Source organism: Comamonas testosteroni (assembly GCF_014076415.1).
GTDB lineage: Bacteria > Pseudomonadota > Gammaproteobacteria > Burkholderiales > Burkholderiaceae_C > Comamonas > Comamonas testosteroni_F.
On sequence record NZ_CP043568.1, the window covers coordinates 28,370 to 53,534 of the forward strand.

Consider the following 25,165-nt stretch of genomic DNA (forward strand, 5'->3'; position numbering starts at 1 on the left):
TGGAGACAAAATGGCTGAAGTCAATCACACCGACGTGGTGCGAGAGCGGGTACTGAAAAAGCTGATCTATGGCGAGTACGCTCCTGGCCATGTGTTCAAGCTACGCGAAATGCTGGAAGACCCGGACTTTTCAGGGATGAGCCAGACACCGGTGCGAGAAGCATTGCTGCAGCTCGTGGCCAAGGACATCCTGACGAGCCAGCGCGGCTTCAGCGTGCGTGTCCCCATGCCATCGGTCGAACATTTGACCGAGGTTCGGGCCATCCGCACCCAGCTTGAAATCATGGCTGCACTGAAAACCCTTGGCACCTGGACACCGGAAAAATTGGCCGTGCTGCAAGGCATCCACAAAGAGCTGATCGCTGCAAAAGCCAAAGGTGCGACCAGTGACATCTTGAGCGCAAATGTGCGGTTCCACTTTGGACTCTACGGCGAGGGGAAGTCTTACTTGCTGAACATGATCACGACGCTCTGGGCCATCACCGGGCCCAGTGTTCGTTACCTATACACCGATGGGGTGCCTAGCAGCAGCGACCGCCGGCATTCGCACGAAGATGTGATGGAAGGCTTGAAAACGGGTAACCCTGAATTGGTCGCCAAAGGTATCCGCGATGACCTGAGTAGTACCGGCGATCGCATATTGGAGGTGCTTCGAAAAACAGTCTCACCGGAAGCTCAAGCGATCAAGCAATTTGAGCCGATTCAGCTGGTTCGAGCGCGGGAAAGACGAATAAAAAGCTTAAACAAAAAGGAAGATGCGGCGTAAGTCTTGGACTTGCTCTACAGCGATCGCGAGGAACTGATCCTTGTGCACTCGCTACAGACCAGACTTCCCCCTGCGGCATTCCAACACTCCTCGGAATTTCTGAGCCCTCCTGGCCGGCCAGCTCAGTGCTGGCCGCCGAACTCTTCCCACAGCATCTGCGTGTGCTCGCCCAGCGCAGGTACCGCGCCCATGGCGGCTTCAGCATCCGAGAGCGTGGCCGGCGGCAGCAGCGCCTGAATGCTGGCGCCCGGCGTGGCCACCTCGCGCCAGCGTGCTCGCGCCTGCAGTTGAGGATGACTCCAGACCGCGTGCATGTCGTTGAGCGGCGCGTTGGCAATACCACCTTCATCCAGCCGCTGCATGGCCTGTTCGAGGCCCAGAGGAGCCAGTACGGATGCGATCAGCGCATCAAGCTCCGCACGGTGCGCCACGCGCTGCAGATTGGAGGCAAAGCGCGCGTCCTGCGCCAGCTCCGGTTGTCGCAGAACATGGATGCAGAAGCTATGCCACTCACGGTCGTTTTGCAGGCCGAAGATCAGGCTCTGGCCATCACCGACCGCGTACTGCCCATAGGGTGCGATGGAGGGATGTGTCAGCCCGCTGCGCGCGGGTGCCGCGCCGCCGTAGTGGGAGAAGTTCAGCGGGTAGGACATCCATTCGGCCAAGGCCTCCAGCATGGACACTTCCACGCGCAAGCCACGACCAGTGCGCCCACGCTGCAGCAAAGCAGACAAAATGCCCGAGTAGGCATACATGCCTGCCGCGATATCGGCGATGGAAATGCCCACGCGCACAGGCTGTTGCGGTGAACCCGTAACCGAGATGAGACCGGCTGCAGCCTGTATCAGCAGGTCATAGGCTTTTTGCTCGCTGAGCGGACCGCCTTCGCCATAGCCCGATATATCGCAGACGATGAGCCGGGGATATTTGGGGTGCAGGCTTTCAAAGTCCAGGCCCATTCTCTGCATAGCGCCAGGGGCCAGGTTCTGGATCAGGATATCGGCCTTTTCCAGAATTCTCTCGACGATATGCCGTCCCTCATCGGTCTTGATATCCGCAGCCAGGCTTTGCTTCCCCCGATTGGCCCAGACAAAGAAGGATGATTCTCCACCCACCTTATCGTCATAGCCACGCGCAAAATCCCCACCGGGCAATCGCTCCAGCTTGATAACCCTGGCCCCCAGGTCCGCCAATTGCCGGCTGGCAAAAGGTCCTGCCACGGCATGCTCCATGGCTAATACCGTCAAACCATCCAATGGGCGTGTCTGCATTTTCTTGAACAAGGCGAATGTTGGATGCGGCGGATTCTAGAATTGCCTCCCGACCCAAGCCAGTCGGCATTTTCTAAGGCAGATATCAAATCTTCTAAGCCTCAGAAAGCTTGGGCGAGCCTTCCTCGGGCAGTGGATTCGCCACTACATAGGCCACGAAATCACGGGCATAGCCGGGCAGCGTTTCGGGGTCGCGCGTGACCACTTTCTGCTCGCGCTGTGCCCAGGACTCATCCAGGCTCACCGCGCACAGCCGGCCCGCCAGCAGCGCCGACCCGGCAATGGAGCGTGGCACCAACGCAACGCCCACGCCCTCCTGTACACACTGCAACACCGCCTCGAACGTGGGTGCATGTACACGTACGCGCGGATTCATGCCCAGCCTAGATGCCATGTTCTGCAGATAGAGAAAATTGCTGGTCTTGCGGCCTATGGAAACCAGGTCATAGGTCAGCGCGGTTTCCAGCGAGACCTTGTCGCCTGCAGCCAGAGGGTGGCCCACAGGAAGCACGAAGACCAGTTCATCCTGGCCATAGGTGGTGGCATGCAGGCCATGCAGATCGGCATGACCGGCCACCAGGCCCACGTCGGCACTGCCGTCCAGCACGGCTCGCACGGTGTCCTCGCTCAAGCGCTCCTCCAGGCCCACATTGACGTTCGGATAATGAGCCAGATAGCGGCTGAGCACGGGCGCGATTCCCGTCAGCGTGCTGCTGTTGGCAAAGACTCGGATATGGCCAGATATCCCGTTGACATGCCTTTGCATTTCGCTGTGCAGGCGGTCAACGCTACTGAAGATGGAGTTGGCATATTTCTTGACCGTCATGCCCGCCGGCGTGAGCACCATGCCCTTGGAGGTTCTTTCAAACAGCGACGCACACATGGCCTGCTCAAGATTCTTGAGTCGGTAGCTGGCCGAAGGCGCAGTCAAGTGCACTTCAGCGGCGCCTGCGCTGAGGCTTTGGGCTTGGGCAATCGCAAGGAAAACCCGTAGATCCGTCAATTCATATCGCATCCGTTCCATGCCCGCGAGGGGCAACTCCCTGAGTGTTAGACGGCTTCTAACCGCCTTATCAATGATTCGACTGGCCCGCCTCGCATGGTATTTCTATATTCGGCGCCAGGAGACAACGGAGAAAATTATGGACTTCAAGACGGCAAGACGCCAAACCCTGATCACTGCTCTGCTGCTGGCCGCAGGCGCCGCCGCAGCGCAGGACTATCCATCGCGCCCCATTAAGCTCGTAATTCCCTATGCGGCCGGCGGACCCACCGACACCTTTGGCCGCGCCGTGGCCGAAGTTTGGAGCCAGAAGCTGGGCACACCGGTGGTGATAGAAAACCGCACGGGTGCAGGTACCCTGGTAGGCACTGAAGCGGTCGCCAAAGCTGCTGCCGACGGCTACACGCTGCTGTTGACCACGGTGGCGCATGCAGTCAATCCCCACATCCACGAAAAGATCGGCTACCGCACCGAAGAAGACTTCGCCCCTGTGGGCCTGGTCGCGAAGGCTCCGTTAGTGCTCATCGTGGACAAGCGGCTGCCGGTGCATAGCCTGCCGGAGTTCCTGGCCTATCTACGGGCACGGCCCGGCCAGGTCAGCTATGCCTCGGCCGGCGTAGGCAGCGCTCCCCACCTGGGTGCGGAGCTGCTGAACCTGATGGCGGGAACCAGGGCTTTGCATGTGCCTTACCGGGGCAGCGCACCGGCGCTACAGGATCTCATCGGCGGGCACCTGGCCTTCATGCTGGACAGCGCGCCCACGGGCCTGGCACAGGTCAAGGCAGGCACGGTGCGCTTGCTGGCCACCACCATGGCCCAGCGACTGCCCCAGACGCCAGACACACCGGCCATCGCCGAGCAGGTGCCTGGCTACGAGGCCTACACCTGGAATGCCGTGTTCGCGCCTGCAGGCACGCCGCAGACCTTGATCACCAAGCTGCAATCCAGCCTGCAGGCCACGGTGGACGATGCCGGGCTGCAGAAAAAGGCATTCGACATGGGTCTGGTTCTGGAAAAGCAGCCGCGCGCACCGGCGCTGGCCGCATTCCTGAAGCAGGAGCTGGAAAAATGGGGCAAGGTCGCCAAAGCCGCCCATATGAGCGCGAACTGAGGAGGCGGCCATGCAACACCGCCCCTCCATGTGCGCTCAGCGCTACTTCGAAGACTTCGCACTAGGCGAGGTCTTTGTGCTGCCCTCGCGCACCATGACCGAAGCTCTCTTCTCCGCCTTCCAGCTGGCCAGCGGCGACAACCATCCCGTGCACTACGACGTGGAATACTGCCGCGCACGTGGCATGCCCCATATGCTGGCCCATGGCTACCAGGTGGCCATACAGACAGCGGCGGGGGCCGGCCTGTTTCCGCACATGGTCGAGGAGTCGCTCAAGGGCTTTCTCGAACAGGGAAGCCGATTCCTGGCCCCCGTCTATGTGGGCGACACGCTGTACTGCACACTGACGGTGTCCGAGCTCAAGGCCAGTAACACCACGGGCGTGCTGACCCTGGCCACCCTGGTACTCAACCAGCGCGACGAGCGGGTGTCTGACGGGTTTCAGAAGTACCTGTTGAGAAAGCGGCCCAACTGAGGGCTTCGGGCGAGGCCGCTGCGCAACCTGGCGCGTCCCGAGATGCTGGACAACCTGGTTCCCAACTCATTGTCATGCGGCGCTTCACCCTATACAGCAAACTCCATACCGCTCATCAGCCGCCATCACCACGGCAATACCCAGAGCGCCATCCTGACCCAGGAGTTTGCAGCAGCCTTGATTACGCTGCCCTGCACTACGCAGCAGAGAACCTTGTCGGCCTGCTGGGCGACGGCGAACACGCCAAGCTCGCAAAGGTCTGCGTGGCAGATCTCCGAAGCCGAACTCACCACAGGCCACCAGCGCTTGCAAGGACCTGGGCGAAATAAACCCCGAGCAGGGCCTCATGCATCCGCAATCTGCTGCACAAGATCGACAACAAAATTGAGTCACATCAAAAGTTCATACGCCTTACGCAACCGTCTTTCTGTTAACGCGCAAAGTGCTTTGCCAAGCATTTTGGCAACTGTGTGCATCTATCTACAATTCTTTGCATGCTCAGCCTCAGCCAGCAACGCACACAGAAATACATCACTGCACGCCAGCAGCATCCGGCATGGCTGTTGCTGGCGGCGCGGCGGGCTCCGCTGGTGCTCAGCTGTCTGGATGCACTGTTTGAGCATCAGCGCGATGGCGTGGCTTTTGATGCGGCGGTGCAGGCGCTGGCGGACATGCTGTCTGCGCACGCCAACGACACCCACTTCGAGATTGACAGCAGCGACACGCTGAACGATGCGCGACGCGAAATCCGTGAGTGGATCAGGCGCGGCCTGGTGGTGGAGCGCGAGGGTCGCGTTTTCGAGACCGATGCACTCAAGACGGCCTTGGGTTTCATCGCGCAACTCGATGGCCGGATGATGACCTCCACCGCCTCGCGGCTGGCGGTCGTGCAGCGCGAAATCGACAACCTCGCCACGGCGCTCAACCCTGATCCACAAAGCCGCATCACGCATTTGCAGCGCCGTCTCGATGAGCTGCAGCAGCAACTGGATGCAGCGCTCGCGGGCCATATCACCAAGCTGACACCCGAGCAGGCCGTCGAAGGCATTCGCGAGATTTACACCTTGGCCACCAGCCTGCGGGCCGACTTCCGCCGTGTGGAAGACTCCTGGCGCAATGCAGACCGATCACTACGCTCAGCCATCATCAGTGCCCGCCATCATCGCGGTGCGGTGATCGATCAATTGCTCGACGGCCATGCCAGCTTGCTGAGCACACAGGAAGGCAGAGTATTTGACAGCTTTCATCAGCAGCTGTCCAACCGGACCGAGTTGACCGAAATGCGCCATCGCATCCGGCAGATTCTGCAGCACCCAGCGGCGGAGAAGGCCTTGGATGGCTTGCAGCGCAGCACCATGCAGACGCTGGTGATGCAGCTGATCAAGGAGGCCAAGGTGGTGCAAGGCGTTCGCGCACGCAGTGAACGCGAGGTAAGCCAGTTTATGAAGACCGGCCAGGCGGCCGAGAATCTGCGCGTCGGGCAATTGCTCAACGAAGTGCTGGAACAAGCCTTGCAGGTCAACTGGCAGCGCCAACAGGTCAGGCGCACGCCCGCGCCTTTGCCGCCCCTGGGCGTGGCGCTGGGCAGCGTGCCCATGGTGGAGCGGCTGCGCATCAAATCGCTCGAAGGCGGTGAACCAGCGGCGCTGCTGCTGACGACCGAATACACCGACCTGGGCCAGATGGAGGGCGACTTCTGGCAGTCCTTTGAGGGCCTCGATCGTGAAGCCTTGCTGCAACAGACTTTGCAGTTGCTGGCCCAATATGACCAGCCCATGACGCTGGCGCAGCTGGCTGCCGCCTTGCCACCAGCCGGGCATGATCTCGAAACGCTGGCACTGTGGCTGTCTATGGCCCAAGAAGCAGGCATTGATCTGCAGGACGTGCATGAGCAGATCGACACGCAAGATGACGAGAAGTCCTGGCGCTTTACCGTGCCACGCGTGGCACTGGATGCAGCACAACTGGCGCATATCAATTGGGAGCTTTGATGAACCAAGAGCCGGATATCTTTGATCTTATGGCAAGCCAGCCCACAGCACCGCAGCTGGATGCGTCAAAAAAAGAAGAGCACTCCCCGCTTGAATTCAATGAATCTGAAGGTCTAGTCGACCTGAGAACCCCACAAAATAAGCGCAAGGCGCTTCAATTTTTACTAGCAAACGGGTGGCTGGAAGCAGCCAGCAAGCCTGCGCTGTTTCGCCTGATCGCCACACAAAGCACCCAGTTGGATCGGCTGCTGGAGCCACTGGATTTGCGGCTGCAAGTCGATGATGTACGCGGCCTGGCTTTTCTGGCCGTGGTGACAGATTACGAGAATGATGATGTCGATGAAAGCGAGCAGGACGACTGGACGCATCCGCTGATGCGACGCCAGCGTCTGAATCTTGAACAATCGCTGCTGCTGGCGATTCTGCGCCGTGAATTCCTGCAGCGCGAGCAGGAAAACGGCACCGGCGTAACCGTTCGCATCACCGTGGAAAGCCTGCTGCCGCAGCTAGAGACCTATCTGGGCGCCACCGGCAGTGATATGCAGGAGCGCCGACGCCTGAACCAATTACTGGACAATCTGCGCAGCCACGGCATAGTGTCGGAAGTCGATGCTCAGGACTGCATCACCATTCGCCCAATGATCGTCCACCTGCTCAACCCCGAAAATCTGCAAGCGCTGCTGCTGAAGCTGCAAGAAGTGGCTGACGGCGCAGCATCGAACAGTGCGCAGAGCCCGGACAACGCCCCATGAGCGCCGAGGCTTCCTACATCCTGCAAGAGCTGCACCTGTATAACTGGGGGCCATTTGCGGGTCGCCACCAGGCAGATATCGATGCGGAAAACAGCGCCATCATCGGCCCCACGGGAAGTGGCAAGACCACGCTGGTCGATGCGCTGATGACCTTGCTGTGCGCCAATCCTCGCTACAACCTGGCATCGACAGGCGGGCATGAAAGCGACCGCGATCTGGTGAGCTATGTGCGCGGCGCCAGCGGTCAAGGCAATGAAAGCGGCGACCATATTGCACGGCCAGGCCAGTGCATCACCGGCATCGCCGCCAGGCTGGAGTGCGGCACGGCGCCGTTCGCGCAATCGGTTCTGCTGGGCGCACTGTTCTGGTTTGACGGCAGCAGCCAGTCGGCTGGCGATATGCAAAAGCGCTGGTTCTTTGCGCAGGGTCAGGGACAGACGCTGAACCTCTGGCTGGAAGAGCTGCACCAGGGCGGAGCACGCGCCTTGACGCGCCTGGCCAAGGACTGCGATGACCTGCAGATGCACACCAGCAAGACTGCCTATCTGGCCAAGCTGCACAGTTTTTTTGAGGTGGGCTCCAATGCCTTTACCTTGCTCAACCGCGCCGCGGGCCTGAAGCAGCTCAACAGCATTGACGAGATTTTTCGCGAGCTGGTACTGGACGAGCACAGCGCTTTTGACGATGCGCAGAAAGTCGTTGACGGCTTCGCGGAGCTGGCCTCCATTCATGCCGATCTGGAGCTGGCCAATGTGCAATTCGTCTCGCTGCTGCCGCTGCGCGATCTGGCCGCACGCGAGCAGCAGCAAAGCCAGCAGCTCCAGCATTTGCAGAGCTTGCAGCAACAGTTGCCACCCTGGTTTGCCGCGCAGGGCGCGCAGTGGTGGCAGCAGCATGCCAATCAGTTGCAGGCGCAGATAGCGCAGCGCAATCAGTTGCTGCACAGTGCACAGACCCGCATCGACACTGCGCGCCAGCATGAGCAGAATCTGCACGGCATTTATCTGCAAGCTGGTGGTGCCGACATTGTCACGCTGGAGGAAAACATTCAGCTGGCCCACAAGGAACTAGGGCGCCAGCAGAGCAACCTTGAGCAATACCTGCAACTGGCGCGCAATCTGGGACTGGACACCGCAGCAGGTGCACAGAGCCTGGTGTTCCATCAGGCCTTGGTTGCCGAGGCGCTCACGCAGTTGGAAGCTCGCCAGCATCTGCTGCAGGCCGATGCGGAATCCGCCATCACCGCCGAGCGCAACGCGCACCAGATCTGGAAGGATCTGGAGGCGGAACATGAAGCCGTGCGCCAACGCCCAGGCAGCAATCTGCCCATGGAATTCCAACGCTTTCGTACGGAACTGGCCGCTCATCTGGACCTGCCAGAAGACGATCTACCCTTTGTGGCCGAACTGGTGGAAGTGCAAAAAAACCAGCAACATTGGCGCGGGGCCATCGAGCGCGCCATCGGCAGCCACCGGCTGCGTATTCTCGTGCCCCCCAAGACCATGCGCGAGGCTTTGCGCTGGGTCAATCAGCGGCACAATCGCCTGCATGTTCGCCTGCTGGAAGTACGGGCCAGCGCGGCATCAGCCAGCTTTCTCAGCGACGGCTTTGCCGGCAAGCTGAACCTGAAACCACAGGCTCCCGCTACGCACCTGCACGCCTTGCGTCAACTGCTGGCCGATCTGGACCGCCACTGCGTTGCCGATGTCGAAACCCTGCAACACACGCCGCATGCGATGACGGCGCAAGGCCTGATGTCGGGCCGTTCCGATCAGTTTGACAAGCAGGACCACAAACGCCTGGACCAGGACTGGATGACGGGTTTCGACAATCGTGACCGCCTGGCACAACTGCTTCAGCAAAAAGAGCAGGCTGCTCAGGACTGGCAAGCACTGGAGGCCAAAAAAGCGCAAAGGCTGCAAGCCCAGAGCAATGCCCACAGCCAGCGCCAGCTCTGGCTTTCCTTGCAGGCGCTGCGCCTGGAAGACTTGGACATCACTGCCACCGAGCTTCTGCTGCAGCACAAACAGCAGCAGCTGCAGGCGCTGCTGAATCCGCAATCCAATACCGCGCAGGTCAAGCAGCAGTGGATGGATGCGCAGTTGCAGACAAAAAGCGCCGAAAATCATTGGCGTGATCTGCAAAGCGCTCAGACGCAGGATGAAACCTTGCTACGCACGGCGCACCAGAAGTACAGCGCTTTTGAAGAAAGGCTGCACCGCGCGGCAGCCGTGGATGATGACTTTCCAGCGCTGATCAAGAAGCAGCTTGGCAAAAGCCTGCCCGTTCTGGATGGCGACAATCTCGATGCGCATGAACGCGATACCGGCAGTGCAGTGCAAGCCAGGATCAATGAGGCCCAGAAAAAGCTCGCCAGCATACACAACGAGATCATTCGCCAGATGGGCAAGGCCAAGGCCGAAGACCGCGGAACATTGGAAAACCATGCGCCGGAGCTGGAGGCCTTGTCCCAATTCCTGAAGCGCCTGCAGCTGCTGGAAGAAGAGGCTCTGCCGCAAAAACGCCACCGCTTTCAGGAGTACCTGAACGAGACTTCGCAGCAAGGCGTAGACACGCTACTCAACGGCATTGCCGCTCATGTGGCTGACATCGAGGACCGCATCGCCAAACTCAATGAAACGCTCATGCGCGTGGATTTTCAACCCGGCCGCTATCTGCAGCTGGAGCCACGTCCCGTAGTGCACCAAAGCCTGCAAAGCCTGACCAGGGCGCAGGCACAGCTGCGTACGGAGCGCTTGCGCGATGACGGCGGCAGCAGCCATTACCGGGCACTGCGCGCCATTGTCGAAATGCTGCAGGAGCATGCCAGCAATCGCCGCAGCAAAGCGGCTCAGGCATTGCTGGACCCACGCTACCGGCTGCAGTTTGCCGTGCTGGTACTTGACCGACACAACCATCAACTGCTGGAGCGCCGCACGGGCTCCCAGGGCGGCAGCGGGGGCGAGAAGGAAATCATCGCCAGCTATGTGCTCACGGCCTCGCTGAGCTATGCGCTGTGCCCCACCGGCAGCAACCGCCCGGTGTTCGGCTCCATCGTGCTGGATGAGGCCTTCTCCAAAAGCTCGCAAGCCGTGGCAGAACGCATCATTCAGGCACTGCGCGAGTTTGGCTTGCATGCCTTGTTTGTCACCCCCAATAAAGAAGTGCGCCTGCTGCGCAGCCATACACGCTCGGCCGTTGTCGTGCACCGTCGGGGCAGGCAGGCAACCCTGGCCTGCCTGCGTTGGGAAGAGATTGATGCATTCCGTAAAAGCGCTGCACCCAAGCTCCCATGAAATCTCCACAGGATCTAGTCGCCAAACTGGCACAGCAATGGCAAAGCGCAGACTGGCGCGAACGCCAGCTTTTGGGCGGGGCCAGCGCATGGCCCGTGGTGCTCTCCATTGGCCAGCCCACAACACAGGTTTTCATGGGCGATTCAAGCCTGCTGCAGCGCCATCTGCAACAGTGGCGCAGCATTGAGCAGCAAGGACCAGGCACCGTGCAATGGCAAGCGCGCCGTTACCGCGGCAGCAACGATGTGATTGAAGTGCCCACACACTGGCAACTGGCTCGCCCCTCCGAATGGCTGGCCGCCATTCAGCAACTCAAAGCCCCGGGCCATGCACAGATCCGGGCGGACTACACAAGACTGAGCACCATCATCATGGCGGTGAAGCACAACGGCTTTCAGTGCCTGCTGGTGCGTCGCCTCACCCAGTGGCAAGGCATTCTCACCAAGGACATCATTAGCGCCGCACAAATGGCTTTGCAGCTGGAGCCCGGCTGCGCCCAGGGCAAGCCTCTGCGCGCTCTGTCGGTCCAGGGAAATGACAGCAAGTTCTACGAACGCCATGCAGGCCTCTTGACGGCCTTGCTGGATGAGCGTTTTGACAAGGAGGTCAGCCGCCAGGGCCTGACCGTCTTTCTGGGTGCCCTAGCTGAGGATGACCATTGGCTGCTGGTGGTACCACTGGCCCCCGGCCTGCTGCCCTTTGCGCGCCAGCGTGTGCCGGCCAGCGAGCTGCAAGCCACTCAATTGCCCGCAACCCGCATCCTGCTGGTGGAAAACGAGCGCAGTCTGCACCAGTTGCCGCAGCAGCAAGGCACCATCGCCATTCTTGGCGCAGGCCTGAACCTGAACTGGCTTGACGCACCCTGGCTGCGTGAGCGCAGCGTGGCTTACTGGGGTGATCTGGACACCTGGGGTCTGGCCATGCTGGCAACAGCGCGCCAGCACCTGCCTCATCTGCATGCGCTGCTGATGGATAGAAACACATTCGACACGCATAGTCATCTGGCCGTGACTGAACCCGTGCACGCACAAGAGTTTCCTGCTCTTCCACCCGAGCAAGCCGCTCTTGACGCGCATCTTCGAGGGCTCGAGCGTGGACGGCTGGAACAGGAATTTCTGCCCGCCAGCCTAGTGAAGCAGGCCGTACAGGCCTGGGCGAATCAAGCTGCCACAATATGAACAGCGCAACCACGCATTTGCTCAATCAGCCCAGCCTCTGCACCGAAGCCCTGGCCTTCACGCGCTCGAAATGGGCTGCCACGCGCGGGAATTCGGCGATGTCCACGCCGTCGCCCCTGAGCCAGCCGGCCACGGTGTAGAGATAGCCGTCGGCCACGGTGAACTGCTCACCCATCACCCAGGTCTTGTCGCCCAGATAGTGCTGCTCGATCATGCCAAAGCATTCGCGCATGTTCTGCGGCACCTTGGCGCGCATGGCGGCCTGGGCGGCCTCGTCGTCGGCCCAGCGCGAGGCGCGCGGGCGATGGGCGTGAGCGATGTGCGCGGTCGATGCCAGATAGGCATTGAATTCCTGCATCTGCGCCAGCGCGAAGGGATCATCGAGCGGCGCCAGCCTTGCCTGCGGATGGGTCTGCGCCACATACAGCAGCAGCGCCGGAGTCTCGGTCAGCACGCCGCGCTCCGTGGCCAGCGCGGGCACTCTGCCCTTGGGATTGATGCTCAGGTATTCGGGGCTGCGCTGCTCGTTGTCGGCAAAGCTCAGCGTCTTGAGCGTGAACTGGGCATCGGCCTCATAAAGCGCAATCAGTACGGCCTGCGCGCAGGTGCCAGCTGCGTAGTAAAGCGTGGTTTGGCTTGCCAAAATCGTTCTCCCGTGGATGGTGATATGCCTGTGCAGTGTAGGCTGCTGCGCAACCGGCTCAATCCCATGAGCCGGGTCTGCTCATAGCAATGACGCAAGGCAGACATCGACATCTCATGGCAGCATCGCGCTTCTCCCAGAAGTGCCCACCCGAAATGAAATCCTCCATCCGCATTGTTGACGTCGACCGCCTGGAAACCTGGAGCAAGTACAAGGCCGGCATGTGTGACAGCTGCGCGGCCAATTGCTGCACCATGCCGCTGGAGGTACGCCTGCCGGATCTGGTGCGCCTGGAGCTGGTGGACCCGTTCGAGGTCGAAAACATCGAACCCAAGCTGATCGCCAAGCGGCTGCTGAAGATGCGCCTGATCGACCACTTCAACCCCAAGCACGAGATCTTCACCATGGCCCGCCGGGCAGGCGGAGACTGCAATTTCCTGGACAAGAACACGCGCCGCTGCACGGTCTATGAAAAGCGCCCGGAGACCTGCAGATTGCATCCCAAGAAGGGGCCCAAACCTGGGTTCTGTGCCTACGGCAACAAGGCGCTTTCGCAGATCTGAAAGCGTCGCGGCAGCGCTTCAGACATCAGCCACTGCAGGCAGCCAGATGCGCGCCACCATGCCTGGATGGGCGTTGTGAAAACTGAGCCTGCCGCCATGCAGCTGGACAATGGCCAGCACGCTGGCCAGACCCAGTCCGTAGCCCGGACGATCCGATTCTGCGCGATAGAAACGGGTGGTCATCTTCTCCAGCGTCTGAGGATCTGCGCCCGGTCCCTGGTCCTGCACGGTGATTTCCACCCCCCATGCTCCATCGCTGCCCTGCTCCTGCGCTGGGGCGGCACGCAGCAGCACGTCAGCACCATGAACATCATCGGATGATGCTCCGTATTTGATAGCATTATCAACAAGATTGGCAACGGCACTGGCCAACAGGTCGCCATCGCCCAGGGCCTGCACACCTTGCTGCACATCCAGCCTGAGAATGCCGCCGGCGTCCTCCACCAGCGGCTCGTAAAAGTCCACCACATCGACCAGCAAGGCCTGCAGGTCAACCGGTGCAAAGCTCTTGCGGCTGGCCCCGCTTTCCACTTCGGCAATCTGCAAGAGCTTCTCGAACACCACACCGAGTTCAGCGACTTCTTCGGCCACCAGCGCCAGCGTGGCGGACTGCATTTCGGGGCTGGCCTGCTGTGCGTTTCGCAGGCGCAGCAATATGCGCGTCAGCGGCGTTCTGAGGTTGTGCGCAATGCTGTTGGAGACATGGCGTATGCCTTCCATCAACTGTTCGAGCCGATCGAGCATGGTGTTGATATCACGGTTGAGCAGCGTGAATTCATCACCGCGCTGATCGACCGGAATGCGCTGGCGCAAATCGCCCGCCGCAACGCGCGACATGGTGTTGCGAATGGCGGCCGCGCGCTCATCCACCACACGCCTGAAGACCATGGCACCTATCAGGGCCATGATGCAGGCCGCGACGGCTGCCAGCAAGCTGGCCTGACCGAACAGCTCTTCCATATCACGCTGCAGCTGCATGTCGCTGCCTACGGCCAGCAGATTGCCATTGGGCATTTCGACCACGGCAACCCGGCCCACCATCAGCCGCCCGTTGCGCTTCACGGTCAGCTCGCGCACGCCCATGATGCTGAGCTTGCGCGGAGGGTAGACCTCGGCATTGCTGACAATGGTCTCGCCTTGCGGGTTCATGAGAATGAGGATTTCCGTGTCGGTATTCACTCCGTCACGAATGGTCTGCAGTATCTCGCTCTCCAGCGCTCCGGGGCCGTATTTGGCCGAGTGCTCGGTCAGTCTGCGCACATGGTTTTCGGCCTGCTTGTCGAGCCTCACCCGCACCACGCCCACGGTCTGCACATAGAAGACGGCCAGCACAATGGCCATGGTCAGAACCAGGAGGCCGCCATAGCTGAGTGCCAGTCTGAAGGCCAGCGAACTCCAGGGTCTGGAGCGCATCATCAGACCACCTCGGGCAGGTCTTGCGGCTGGTCCGAAAGGCTGTAGCCCACACCGCGCACGGTATGGATGAGAGGCGTGGCAAAGCCTTTGTCCACCTTGCTGCGCAGGCGGCTGATGTGCACATCGATCACATTGGTCTGCGGATCGAAGCGGTAATCCCAGACCGACTCCAGCAACATGGTGCGCGTGACGATCTGGTGCGCATGCTGCATGAGAAACGCCAGCAGACGGAACTCGCGCGGCTGCAGCGAAAGCGGCTGGCCGGCACGCTCGGCACTGCGTGAAATCAGGTTGACGCGCAGATCGGCCACCTGCATCTCGCGCGTGGGAGCCGGGATCTGCGCGCGACGCACCAGGGCTTCGAGCCTTGCCGATAGCTCGGAAAATGCAAAAGGCTTGGTCAGATAGTCATCGCAGCCGGCCTTGAGCCCGCGCACTCTCTCGTCCGTGGCAGACAAGGCACTGAGCACCAGCACCGGCGTCTGTTTTCCCATGGAGCGCAGTGTCTGCAGAATCTGCAGCCCGTCAAAGCCATTGGGCAACATGCGGTCGAGGATGATGACATCCCAGTTCTCGCCAACGGCCTGTGCAATGCCTTGAACGCCGTCACCGCAGACGCTGACATGCGCGCCTTGCTGGCGCAAACCTTCAGCGATGTAACGCGCATTGAGCGCATCGTCTTCGATGATGAGGTAGCGGTACATGCTGAGTCTGTCTCTGGCCGTTGGTGGACAGACACTATAAGCCGTTGCCTCCACCTTCGCAGCCGGAGATGCAGCGGCATCAGGAGGTGGTACAGGGGTTTGTGCCATCTCCCTCGCCTCGCTCAAGGCTGCACCTGTGGCAGATCGCCGCTGGCCTGGCGCACTTCCCACTCGGCGTCCAGCATGTCCTTGACCAGCTCCAGATGCTCCAGCCTGTGCTCGGTAATCGAGCCCAGCGCATCGATCAGCTCCAGAATCGTGCCCTTGCCCAGCTTGTAGGCATCTTGTGCCATCTGGTGCAGTGGCGCAATCTGCGCCAGCCCTTCCTTCTCGTAATCGCGCACGGCCGTTCGACGCAGCGACAGCTGCTGCAGGGCACGCTGCAATTCGGACTGAGCGGCAAGCACGACCGCATCACGGCGCAGTTCGGCCTGATCGGCCTCGACCTTGGCGCGCTCGATAGGGCCCTGGCGACGGTCGAACAGCGGGATCTCCACGCTCACGCCCACCTGGTTGAAGCTGCCATCCACGCTGTTGCGGATGCGGGAGAGACCAAAGGATGGCGTGGGCAATGCTTCACGCTGCTCCAGCTTGATTTTCTGACGCGATCTGTCGAGCTCGGCCTGCGCGGCACGCAGGCTCGGCAACTGGGTCTGCGCCAGGTTCCACAGCTGCTCGTAGCTGGCTGCCTTGCGAATGTCAGTGGCCTGCAGGCTGCCTTCCACACGCACCTGCCATTGCGGCAAGGCCGCAATGCTGGCCACGCGCGATGCGGCATCCCGCAATGCGGCCTGAGCCTTGCTGACCTGCATGCTCATCTGAGCCTGCTGCAGGTTAAGGCGCGCGCCGTCATAGCGGCTGCGCGTGCCGGCTTCGATCTGGCCCTTGACGATATTGCCTGCCTTCTCCAGCTCATCACGGGCAGCCAACCACACCTGATAGCGCTGCTGTGCCACCAGCAGCTCATTGAAGGCATGGGCTGCATCGCTCATGGTGACGGCGACTGCCACATCGGCATTGGCCGCGGCGGCCTTCTCGCCCAGCCGGGCATTCTCGATGCGCATGCCGCGCTGGCCAAAGATGGGGATGGCCTGCTCCACACCCCATTCCTTTTCTCCGCGCTTGCTGGAGTAGTGCATGGCGGGATTGGGTATGGTGGCAGCCGTCTTGCTGTCTGCCTTGGCCAGATCCAGCTGCATGCGATCTGCCGCCAGATTGGGCTGGTTCTGCACGACGATGCGCAGATATTCCTGCAGGGTCACAGGCTGTGCAGGGGCCGCCATACGGCCCGCTGCAGCATTGCCCTGTGCGGCTGCATCCATAGTCTCGGCAGCATGGCCTGTGCCGCTGAAAGCACCGCAGCACAGTGCAGCGGCCATGGCCAGAGAGTGCCACTTATTCATCTTGAGCGCTTTCATCACGTTCTTCCTGCGTCAACATGTTCTTGGGGCCCAGCAAGGCATACAGCACCGGCAGCAGCACCAGTGCCACCAGAGGCAGCACCACCATGCCGCCGACGATGACCGAGGCAAAGGGGCGCTGGGTTTCGCTACCCACGCCGGTAGACAGTGCCATGGGCAGCAGGCCCAGCAGCGCCAGCAACGCCACCAGAATGATGGAGCGCATGCGCTCGGCTGCACCTTCGATCAGCGCCTGCATCGAGGGCATGCCCTGGCGGCGCAAATCCTCGACCGCAGAGACCACCAGCAAGCCCGCAAGGGCCACCTGACCCAGCAAGGCGATAAAGCCGATGGCCGCGCTGATGGACAGCTCGATGTGTGCCAGATGCAAAGCGGCGATGCCGCCCACCATGGCGAACGGCGCGCACAGCAGGATGATGCCGGCGCTGCGGGCCTGGCCCAGCGCGCCAAACAGCAGGGCGTAGACGATGACCAGAGACAGCGGCACCACCACCTTCAGGCGTGCAGCCGCACGCTGCTGGTTCTCCCACTCACCGCCCCAGACGGCCTGGTAGCCTTCGGGCAGCTTCACGTTCTGCTTGAAGGTGGCCAGCGTGTCCTTCACCACCGAGCCGATGTCGCGGCCTTCCACGTTGAACTTCAGCGCCATGTAGCGCGCATTGCCTTCGCGGAAGATGGAGGAGTTACCGATCTTCATGCTGACCGTACCTACCGATCCCAGGGGGACCGAACCACCATCGGGCAGCGGTATGGCGATGTTGCGAATGCGCTCCTCGTCCATGCGGTCCACATAGGGCAGACGCACGCGCACCGGCACGGGGAATTCACCCTCCCACAGAGTGGTGGCCACATTGCCTGCCAAGGCCACTTCCAGCGTCTTTTGCGCGTCTTCCATGGCAATGCCCTGGCGCGCCAGTGCCTGGCGATCGAACTGCACATGCACCTGAGGTGCCGGAGCATCGCGGTACAGGTCCAGGTCAACCACTCCGTCGATGCCTTTCACCAGCGACTTGGTCTGCTGAAGAATGCCACGCAGCGTGGGAATATCGGGGCCGAACAGCTTGAGTACCACCTGACCACGCGCGCCCGATGTGGACTCTTCCACGCTGTCGCGAATAGGCTGTGCGAAGTTGAAGGCCACACCGGGAATTTCACCCAGCGTCGCACGCATTTCCTCGATCAGCGCGGGCTTGGTCAGGCCCTTGCGCCATTCGCCATGGGGCTTGAGGCGCACCAGCACCTTGGCCAGATTGAGCGTCTCGTTGTCGGTGCCCGATTCGGGGCGTCCCTGCTCCGTGGTGACGGTGATCACCTCGGGGAACACCTTGAGGCGCAGACGCACATCGCGCAGCACTTCCTGGCCTTTTTCCAGCGAGATGGAGGCAGGCATCTGCACCAGCACATAGGCATCGCCCTCATCGAGCTCGGGCAGGAACTCGGTGCCCAGCCATTTGGCTGAAACCCCGGCCACCACCAGCACGCTCACGAACACGGCGATCACCGCAGTGCGGCGCTTGGCTGCACCCAGCACCTTGGCGATCCAGTGCTGGTAGCCATGATGCGCGCGGTCGAAGATCTTGGGCTCTTCCACCATCACATGCTTGGGCTTGAGCATCAGGGCGCACAGCGCAGGCACCAGTCCCATGGCAAACACCAGCGCACCCAGCAGGGCAAAGCTGTAGGTCATGGCCAGCGGGCGGAAGATGCGGCCTTCGATGCTCTGCAGCGAGAACACGGGAATCAGCGCCGCAATCACGATGGCCATGGCGAACAGCGTGGGCTTGGCCACGGCAACGGCCGAATCCACAATGATGTGGCGCATGTCATTGGCCGTCTGCGGCTTGCGCTGGCGTGCGTTGCGGATGATGTTCTCGGCCAGCACCACGGCACCGTCCACCATGATGCCGAAGTCGATGGCACCCATGGAGATCAGATTGGCGGGCATGCCCAGCCAGTGCAGGCCGATGAAAGCCACCAGCAGCGACAGCGGAATCACGGTGGCCACGATCAGCGAGCCACGCAGGCTGCGCAGGAACAGCCACAGCACGGCCACGATCAGCGTGGCCCCGAACAGCAGGTTGTGCTGCACGGTCTTGAGCGTATGGCCCACCAGATCGGAGCGGTCATAGTTGGTGACCATGTGCATGCCTTCAGGCAGGCCGCCACTGTTGAGCTCCTCGACCTTGGCATGAATGTCATCCAGCACGATGGAGGGGTTGGCGCCGCGCTTGAGCAGCACAATGCCCTGCACCACATCGTTCTGGTCGTCCATGCCCACCGAGCCCTGACGCGGCGTATGCGACTGCGCGACACGCGCCACGTCACCGATGGTCACGGGGGCCTTGCCACGCATGGCAACGACCACATCCTGAATCTCCTGCGGATTGCGCAACAGGCCGATACCGCGAATGATGAAGGACTGCTCGCCGCGGCGCATCAGACCACCGCCGACGTTGCGGTTGGACTTGGACAGCGCATCGCTCACATCATCCAGCGACAGGCCCAGGCTGTAGAGCTTCTCGGGGTCCACTTCAACGTGGAACTCCTTGACGAAGCCGCCAATGCTGACCACGTCGGCCACGCCCTGCACCTGCTTGAGCACGCGCACCACATGCCATTCCTGCTCGGTGCGCAGCTGCGCCAGGGTGTGCCTGTCGCTTTGCAGGCGATAGTAGAAAATCTTGCCCAGCGGCGTGTAGTCGGGCGCCATTTCAGGCGTCACGCCGTTGGGCAGATCTGCCTGTGGCAGACGCTGCGAAACCTCGGCGCGCGCAATGAAGCTCTTCGCGTCGTCGTTGAAGACCAGGTTGATCATGGAGAGGCCGAAATAGCTCTCCGAGCGCAGCGATATCAAGCCCGGCGTGCCGTTGAGTTCACGCTCCAGCGGCTGGGTGATCTGGCGCTCCACCTCTTCAGGAGCCAGGCCCGGTGCCTGGGTGATCACCCCGACCTGCACATTGGTCACGTCAGGGTAGGCTTCGATGGCCGTCTGCAGATAGGCATAGACGCCATAGATGGCAATCGCCAGCGTGGCGCACAGCGCCAGCAGCCGGCGATGGACGACAAATGCAATAAATGAACGCAGCATGGTTCAGACTCCTGCCGGGACTACAGCAGCTGACTGGCCGCGCCGTCGAGCAGCAGGCCACCACGCACCACGATCTTCTCACCGACCTTGAGGCCGCTGATCACCGGCACCATGCCGCGCGATGGACGCCCCAGCGTCACTACGCGAGCTTCGAACTGGTTGTTCTCATGCTGCACATAGACCACGCTGCGACTTTCATCCTTGATGAGCACGGCAGTGACGGGAATCAGCATCTCCTGCAGATTCGACAACTGCACGCCCACCTTGGCCTGCATGCCGGGACGCAGCACCGGGTTCTGTTCGCTCAGCTCCACCACCACGGCAGCGCGGCGCGACTCCTTGTCCAGCGTGGCTCCCAGATGACGGACCGTGCCCTTGAGAGGTTTGGGCAGTTGCGGTACCTCCACCTGTACGGAACTGCCCAGACGAATGCCGGGCAGATCGGACTCGAACACCTCTGCGACCACATTCATGGCCTGGGGGTCGCCAATCATGAACAGCGCCGCTCCCGGCTCAGCAGCAGTCCCCACCACGGCCTTGCGCTCGGCCACAATGCCGGCACGCGGTGCGCGCAGCTCGATCCGATCACCGCTACCGGAGCCCAGCAGCGCTGCCGTGCCCTGTGCACGGCCCAACTCCTGCGAGGTCTCACGCAGCTTGGCCTGCGCGGCACGCAGATCGACCTCGACACCCACGCCCTTGTCCACCATGGTCTGCTGGCGCTGGGCTTCCACCACAGCCACGTCGTGTGCGGTCTTGGCCGCAGCCACGTCATAGCGGGTGCGCAGTGCATCGGGGCTGACCAGCGTCGCCAGCAAATCACCGGCCTTGACCATATCGCCCACATGCGCATTGACAGCCACGACACGCGCCGACAACGGCACTGAGACCGAGGCCACACGATCCTCGACAAACGCCACATGCGCAGGAGCCCAGGCCATCTGCACCCCTTGCGGATCGGCCACAGGCGCGATCTCCAGCATCTTCACGGATTCTGGCTTGACCTGAATGAAGCCTTTGGGCAGCTGTGCAACCGGTTTCTTCGCTTCCTCGGTGGCCTTGGAGGCATCACAGCCACCCAACAGAGCCGCCACGGCAATGGCCGCAGCCACCACCGGCAGTCTTGCCCACGTCCAGTTTGGTAAATGTGCCGCTCCCGGCAGTCCCACAAGGCTTTTGTTCATCGTTCACCCTTTTGCATGGCTGGCAAGTGACGAGCTGGTCCGCGGCTTCACTTGCAGTGATGCCTCCATGCTAGGAACAGCCCCCAGCAGCGTGGATGACACACGCATTACGGTTTGGTAAGACCGGGCACGGACTGGAACGGGGCCGCAGAGCAAGCCAGACCCCGCTGATGGCCTGACACCAGGAAATCAGCCTTCAGACAGGCCGCATTGCCCGTTTTTCAGGCAATTCACGCATACCTTCTGCAATTTGCTCAAAAAACAGGCATTTTTCATGTATTTTTTCATACATGAGTATCAAAAGCATCATTACTTCATGATCAAAGGCCGATCCATGCCTTGCCTCTGAATTTCAGAGAAAACACGATCAATCGATTGATAGTCAATGGATATCTACTATCAAAAGATGAGCTTTGAAGTTATCCACGCGGTGGATAGCTTTCGCCCTCTTCCTCCTTCGCACACAGATTTCAACAGAAACCGGCGCTCTTGCATACAAAGCAGAGAGACGAGCATTGCCGGTGAGTAATCTTCCGCCCACAGCTGCGCGCCATTGCCTTCAACAAACTTGTGGATAAATTTTCAGCTTCACCACCTGCAAGAGCGAAGAAAACCATGAACAACCTTACCCACAGCACTTGAAAACCATGCCATTTCTGAAAAATTCCAGCAAAGCGAGAATCTAGAAAAATCTTTTTATTCATAAAAATTTAACAACCATATCCACAGGGATAGATACATGGTTGTCTCCAGGATATGTACAGGCTGATTTTCGGCTGCTTCTGTGGATAAGTTTCTTGGTAACTGCACCCGGAAGAATCCACAACTACAATGAACAAGTCATATACAAGTAGTGGAAAAGTTCTACCTGCCGACTCCCTCGGATACGGCTGTAGAACATACAAACCACCCTGATTTGTATGCCGTATTGCATAAGAAATTCAATCTTATTTGATACATATCTCTGTACGAATACTTATAAGTCGCAAAAGCACAGCGTCTTTGCGTCTCAAAAAACGCTGAAATGCATGAAAAAAAGTGGGCTGAAGAGGCCCTGAATTCCTTTGATGCCGTGGTCGGGGCCATGCCGGGATTTCGCAGTCGTGATGGGCAGCGAAAAATGGCGGCCCAGATCGCGCAAACGCTGAGCCAGGCCCAGCTCGGAAAAATCGATGAAGGCGAGCCGGAACCACGTCGTGCCATCGCTGTCGTGCAGGCCGGAACCGGGGTCGGAAAATCGCTGGCCTACAGCATTCCGGCCATTCGCATGGCGCTGTCGCGCGGCACGCGCGTGCTGATCTCCACAGCCACGGTGGCGCTGCAGGAACAGCTGGTGAACAAGGATTTGCCGGCCCTGGCACAAAAGCTGGACCAACCTTTCAAGTTCGCCCTGGCCAAGGGACGTGGCCGCTTTGTCTGCAAGCTCAAGCTGGAACGTCTGGCGAGTACGGGGGAAGCACAGGACGAGATGGACGATCTGTTTGGCGATGAGCAGGGCCAGACCAAGTTCAGCCGTCCTCAGCATGAGCTGCAGGCCCGCATGCAGTTCTACAAATCCATGGCCGATGCGCTGGCCACGGAGGCCTGGAACGGCGACCGCGATTCGCTGGAGACCCCGCCCGAGGCCGAGGCCTGGAGCCCCGTGGCAGCCGAGTCCTCTTCATGCACGGGAAAGCACTGCCCGGCCTTCGGCAACTGCGTCTATTACGAGCGCCGCAAAGACCTGGTGGCAGCGCAAGTCATTGTCGCCAATCATGATTTGCTGCTTTCATCGCTGGGCTCCAAGCTGCTGCCCGAGCTGGACAACTGTCTGCTGGTGCTCGATGAAGCCCACCACCTGCCCTCCACGGCTCTGGACCAGTTTGCCGGCGAGATGGATCTGAGCCGCCTGGGCTGGATCGACAAGCTGGCCAGCCGTGCGCTGCGCGTGAACCAGGTCGCCGAAGTCGAGGAGCTGGCCGACGTGCCCAAGCATGCGGGTCAGCTGCGCCAGCAGATGCAGGAGCTGGCGCGACTGGTCATGGAGCACTACGGAGAGACGCTCAAATCGCAGAAAGACAGCTATGGGCCAGCCAGGGTGCGGGCACCCCGCGGAATGCTGCCTGAGGCGCTTCTGGAGCCCCTGGGACAGATTGCGCACCATGCCGACGGCTTTCTGGATGCGCTGCGTGCCGTCTCCAAGGCCCTGCGTGCCGAAATCAAGGAGCAACCCGAACAAGCGCAGCGCCTGTCCACCGTCTATGCGCAGGTTGGCGCCCTGGCGCCCAGGCTGGAAGCCATTTTCAACACCACGCAATTGCTGCTGCAGAACAACGAGAGCGATGGCGACGGCAAGATGGTGCCCCATGCCAAGTGGTTCACGCTGGAGATGGACGGTGAGTTCATCGTGGTCAAGGCCCATGCCAGCCCGATACAGCCCGGCTCCACCCTGCGCCAGCACCTGTGGTCGCAGGTGCGCGGCGCGGTACTGACATCCGCCACGCTGACCAGTTGCGGCCATTTCGACTTCTTTCTGCGCGAAGCGGGGCTGGCCAATGACGACTGTGTCACCACGCTGGAAGTGCCAAGCCCATTCGACTATGCGCGCCAGGGCACGCTGGTGGCCCGTGAAACGGTCTCAGACCCTCGTGAAGCCGCCCGCTTTACCGAGGAGATGGTCGAGGCCCTGCTGAACGATCTGAGCCGCATAGAGGCCGGCGCACTGGTCTTGTTCACATCCCGCGAGCAGATGCGCCAGGCCGTGGATGCGCTTTCCACCAGCATGCGCAACCAGGTGCTGGTGCAGACCGCCCTGCCCCGCCAGACACTGCTGGCACGCCACCGCGAGGCCGTGGCCATGGGCGAGCCCTCCATCATCTTCGGCATGCAGTCCTTTGGCGAAGGACTGGACCTGCCCGGAGCGCTATGCGAGTCCCTGTTCATCACCAAGCTCCCCTTTGCGCCACCCGATGACCCCGTTGGCGAAGCCCGAGCGGAATGGCTGCGCAGCAGCGGCCGCAACCCTTTCAACGAGCTGGTGGTGCCGGCCACGGCCATTCGCCTGGCCCAGTGGGTGGGCCGCGCTATCCGGACCGAGGAAGACCAGGCCCATGTGTATTGCTATGACCGCCGCCTGACGGGCACCAGCTACGGCCAATTGCTCATCAAAGGCCTGCCGCCCTTCACGCTGCAACGGCGCCCTGTTTCAATGTCCTGAAGTCCTGAACGAAGCGCGCCTTTCACGCAGGTGATCCAAGGCCGTTTCGCAGCTCTTTTGCACCATTCCTGAGGCTGGTTTTCAGCGCTCCAGAGCTTCGCAGCATGGCTGTTTTCTGCACTGCCGCTGCGCCCTTCCTGCGCACTTTCACTCAGTCCCGGCGCACTCCGCGCATTTGTAATTTTTCTAACAGTTGCTCGGCATTGCGAGCAGCATCCAGCCTTGCCTGGCTGCCGACCCGCAAGGTCTTGCCTGAAGCAATACCGCCGGGCTTGTGCACCATTGATCACCGCGACTCGTTGGCAACTCCCGGTGCTCGTGGTTTCCGTCCCATCGACGGATGGCTGCACTTTCCCAGAGCTTGCCGTATCCGCTCAGGTTTCTGCTCCAGGCAGAAGCAAAAAATTCTTTGAAAACAATGACCTATAGATCATTGAATTTTTTTGAATGAACAAGGCGGAATCCGGGCAGCTATCGCTGGCGCGCATCCCCGGACAGTTTCCCCCAGCTGTTCATAACATTCTGTGGATAACCAACGTCTCAAAGACTCCTCAATGGGAATTTATCCCCACCTCCAATCATTGAGGAGGCGCATCTTACGCCAATTTTTCGAGATCTGGCGCGTCAATTTGGCCAAAGTCCTTTTTTTATGGACTTCCCTCTGAATCAAAGGGATTGGAGCACCTGATCAACCGCAATTTTGCATGGGTTCGACTCTTTCCCGTGGCTTCACCTTCAGTTGTTCTTTAGAAGTTTTATAAAAATATAGTCGTAGTAGTAAGACTTGGCCCCTGCTGTTGATAACTTCCAAAACCCAAGGTAAATCAAGCATCTTGTGTGATGACAAACATGGAGACAAATGGCGGTTGCTGCTGTCCTTGATCCATGAACAACTTTGGCTGCTTCCGTATTTTTGTGGAAAACATGAAAGTTGATAGGTTGTTATCCACAGAAATCCATTTATTCGTCTATATCCATTAAATACTCTGTATACATTGATATATAAGAGTTTTTAGCTACTATTTTTATAGTGAACAACTGGTGAAGCCGTGCTTGGGCACATCAGATTTCGAGGGTGTGATGTAGCAAGAACTTCTTGAAGTCGAT

18 protein-coding genes are annotated in these 25,165 nt (G+C 60.4%); 9 read left to right on the forward strand and 9 right to left on the reverse strand.

The features are described from left to right. Window positions 1–10: 10 nt before the first annotated feature. Window positions 11–766 (forward strand): GntR family transcriptional regulator, encoded by a 756-nt coding sequence (locus tag F0P97_RS00115; RefSeq protein WP_182285138.1) that lies wholly within the window; start codon window positions 11–13, stop codon window positions 764–766. Window positions 767–888: 122 nt separating this feature from the next. Here the strand turns inward: F0P97_RS00115 and F0P97_RS00120 are convergent, their stop codons facing one another. Beyond that, window positions 889–2,037, reverse strand: a complete 1,149-nt coding sequence (locus tag F0P97_RS00120; RefSeq protein WP_182287050.1) for a CaiB/BaiF CoA transferase family protein — start codon at window positions 2,035–2,037, stop codon at window positions 889–891. Window positions 2,038–2,131: 94 nt separating this feature from the next. After that, the gene (locus F0P97_RS00125) at window positions 2,132–3,052 is read right to left on the reverse strand and encodes a LysR family transcriptional regulator (RefSeq protein ID WP_182287051.1); all 921 of its coding nucleotides are present in this window, start codon (window positions 3,050–3,052) and stop codon (window positions 2,132–2,134) included. A gap of 127 nt (window positions 3,053–3,179) precedes the next feature. On the opposite strand from F0P97_RS00125, the gene F0P97_RS00130 reads away from it, so the two are divergent. From F0P97_RS00130 to F0P97_RS00155, 6 genes are all read left to right on the forward strand, one after another. After that, entirely contained in the window at window positions 3,180–4,151 is a 972-nt protein-coding gene (locus F0P97_RS00130; RefSeq protein WP_182285139.1) for a tripartite tricarboxylate transporter substrate binding protein, read from the forward strand. Window positions 4,152–4,161: 10 nt separating this feature from the next. Beyond that, window positions 4,162–4,626, forward strand: coding sequence for a MaoC family dehydratase (locus F0P97_RS00135; RefSeq protein ID WP_182285140.1), 465 nt, complete (start codon window positions 4,162–4,164; stop codon window positions 4,624–4,626). Window positions 4,627–5,120: 494 nt separating this feature from the next. Then, a complete protein-coding gene (locus F0P97_RS00140; protein WP_182285141.1) occupies window positions 5,121–6,617 on the forward strand; it encodes a DUF3375 family protein in 1,497 nt (498 codons plus the stop codon). Then, window positions 6,617–7,369, forward strand: a complete 753-nt coding sequence (locus tag F0P97_RS00145) for a DUF4194 domain-containing protein (protein ID WP_198424706.1) — start codon at window positions 6,617–6,619, stop codon at window positions 7,367–7,369. The genes F0P97_RS00140 and F0P97_RS00145 overlap by 1 nt, the downstream gene beginning before the upstream one ends. Further along, window positions 7,366–10,665, forward strand: a complete 3,300-nt coding sequence (locus F0P97_RS00150; RefSeq protein ID WP_182285142.1) for an ATP-binding protein — start codon at window positions 7,366–7,368, stop codon at window positions 10,663–10,665. The genes F0P97_RS00145 and F0P97_RS00150 overlap by 4 nt, the downstream gene beginning before the upstream one ends. After that, a complete protein-coding gene (locus F0P97_RS00155; protein WP_182285143.1) occupies window positions 10,662–11,843 on the forward strand; it encodes a Wadjet anti-phage system protein JetD domain-containing protein in 1,182 nt (393 codons plus the stop codon). The genes F0P97_RS00150 and F0P97_RS00155 overlap by 4 nt, the downstream gene beginning before the upstream one ends. A gap of 25 nt (window positions 11,844–11,868) precedes the next feature. On the opposite strand, the gene F0P97_RS00160 is transcribed toward F0P97_RS00155, so the two are convergent. Beyond that, window positions 11,869–12,486, reverse strand: coding sequence for a glutathione S-transferase family protein (locus F0P97_RS00160; RefSeq protein WP_182285144.1), 618 nt, complete (start codon window positions 12,484–12,486; stop codon window positions 11,869–11,871). A gap of 155 nt (window positions 12,487–12,641) precedes the next feature. On the opposite strand from F0P97_RS00160, the gene F0P97_RS00165 reads away from it, so the two are divergent. Beyond that, entirely contained in the window at window positions 12,642–13,049 is a 408-nt protein-coding gene (locus tag F0P97_RS00165) for a YkgJ family cysteine cluster protein (protein WP_003065319.1), read from the forward strand. An 18-nt stretch (window positions 13,050–13,067) separates the two neighbouring features. On the opposite strand, the gene F0P97_RS00170 is transcribed toward F0P97_RS00165, so the two are convergent. The 5 genes from F0P97_RS00170 to F0P97_RS00190 form a co-directional block, all read right to left on the reverse strand. Continuing rightward, a complete protein-coding gene (locus F0P97_RS00170; RefSeq protein ID WP_182285145.1) occupies window positions 13,068–14,465 on the reverse strand; it encodes a sensor histidine kinase in 1,398 nt (465 codons plus the stop codon). Next, a complete protein-coding gene (locus F0P97_RS00175) occupies window positions 14,465–15,169 on the reverse strand; it encodes a response regulator transcription factor (RefSeq protein ID WP_003065317.1) in 705 nt (234 codons plus the stop codon). Before F0P97_RS00175 ends, F0P97_RS00170 begins: the two co-directional genes overlap by 1 nt. A gap of 122 nt (window positions 15,170–15,291) precedes the next feature. After that, a complete protein-coding gene (locus F0P97_RS00180; RefSeq protein WP_182285146.1) occupies window positions 15,292–16,587 on the reverse strand; it encodes a TolC family protein in 1,296 nt (431 codons plus the stop codon). After that, complete coding sequence (locus F0P97_RS00185) at window positions 16,565–19,678, reverse strand: efflux RND transporter permease subunit (RefSeq protein ID WP_182285147.1); 3,114 nt, start codon at window positions 19,676–19,678, stop codon at window positions 16,565–16,567. The genes F0P97_RS00180 and F0P97_RS00185 overlap by 23 nt, the downstream gene beginning before the upstream one ends. 20 nt (window positions 19,679–19,698) lie before the next feature. Next, on the reverse strand, window positions 19,699–20,862 hold the full coding sequence (locus F0P97_RS00190; protein WP_182285148.1) for an efflux RND transporter periplasmic adaptor subunit: 1,164 nt from the start codon (window positions 20,860–20,862) through the stop codon (window positions 19,699–19,701). Between the two features lie 1,024 nt (window positions 20,863–21,886). Here F0P97_RS00190 and dinG point away from each other — a divergent pair. After that, window positions 21,887–24,058, forward strand: coding sequence for an ATP-dependent DNA helicase DinG (dinG, locus tag F0P97_RS00195; protein WP_182285149.1), 2,172 nt, complete (start codon window positions 21,887–21,889; stop codon window positions 24,056–24,058). Between the two features lie 151 nt (window positions 24,059–24,209). On the opposite strand, the gene F0P97_RS27785 is transcribed toward dinG, so the two are convergent. After that, on the reverse strand, window positions 24,210–24,341 hold the full coding sequence (locus F0P97_RS27785) for a hypothetical protein (RefSeq protein ID WP_256495323.1): 132 nt from the start codon (window positions 24,339–24,341) through the stop codon (window positions 24,210–24,212). Window positions 24,342–25,165: the final 824 nt, after the last annotated feature.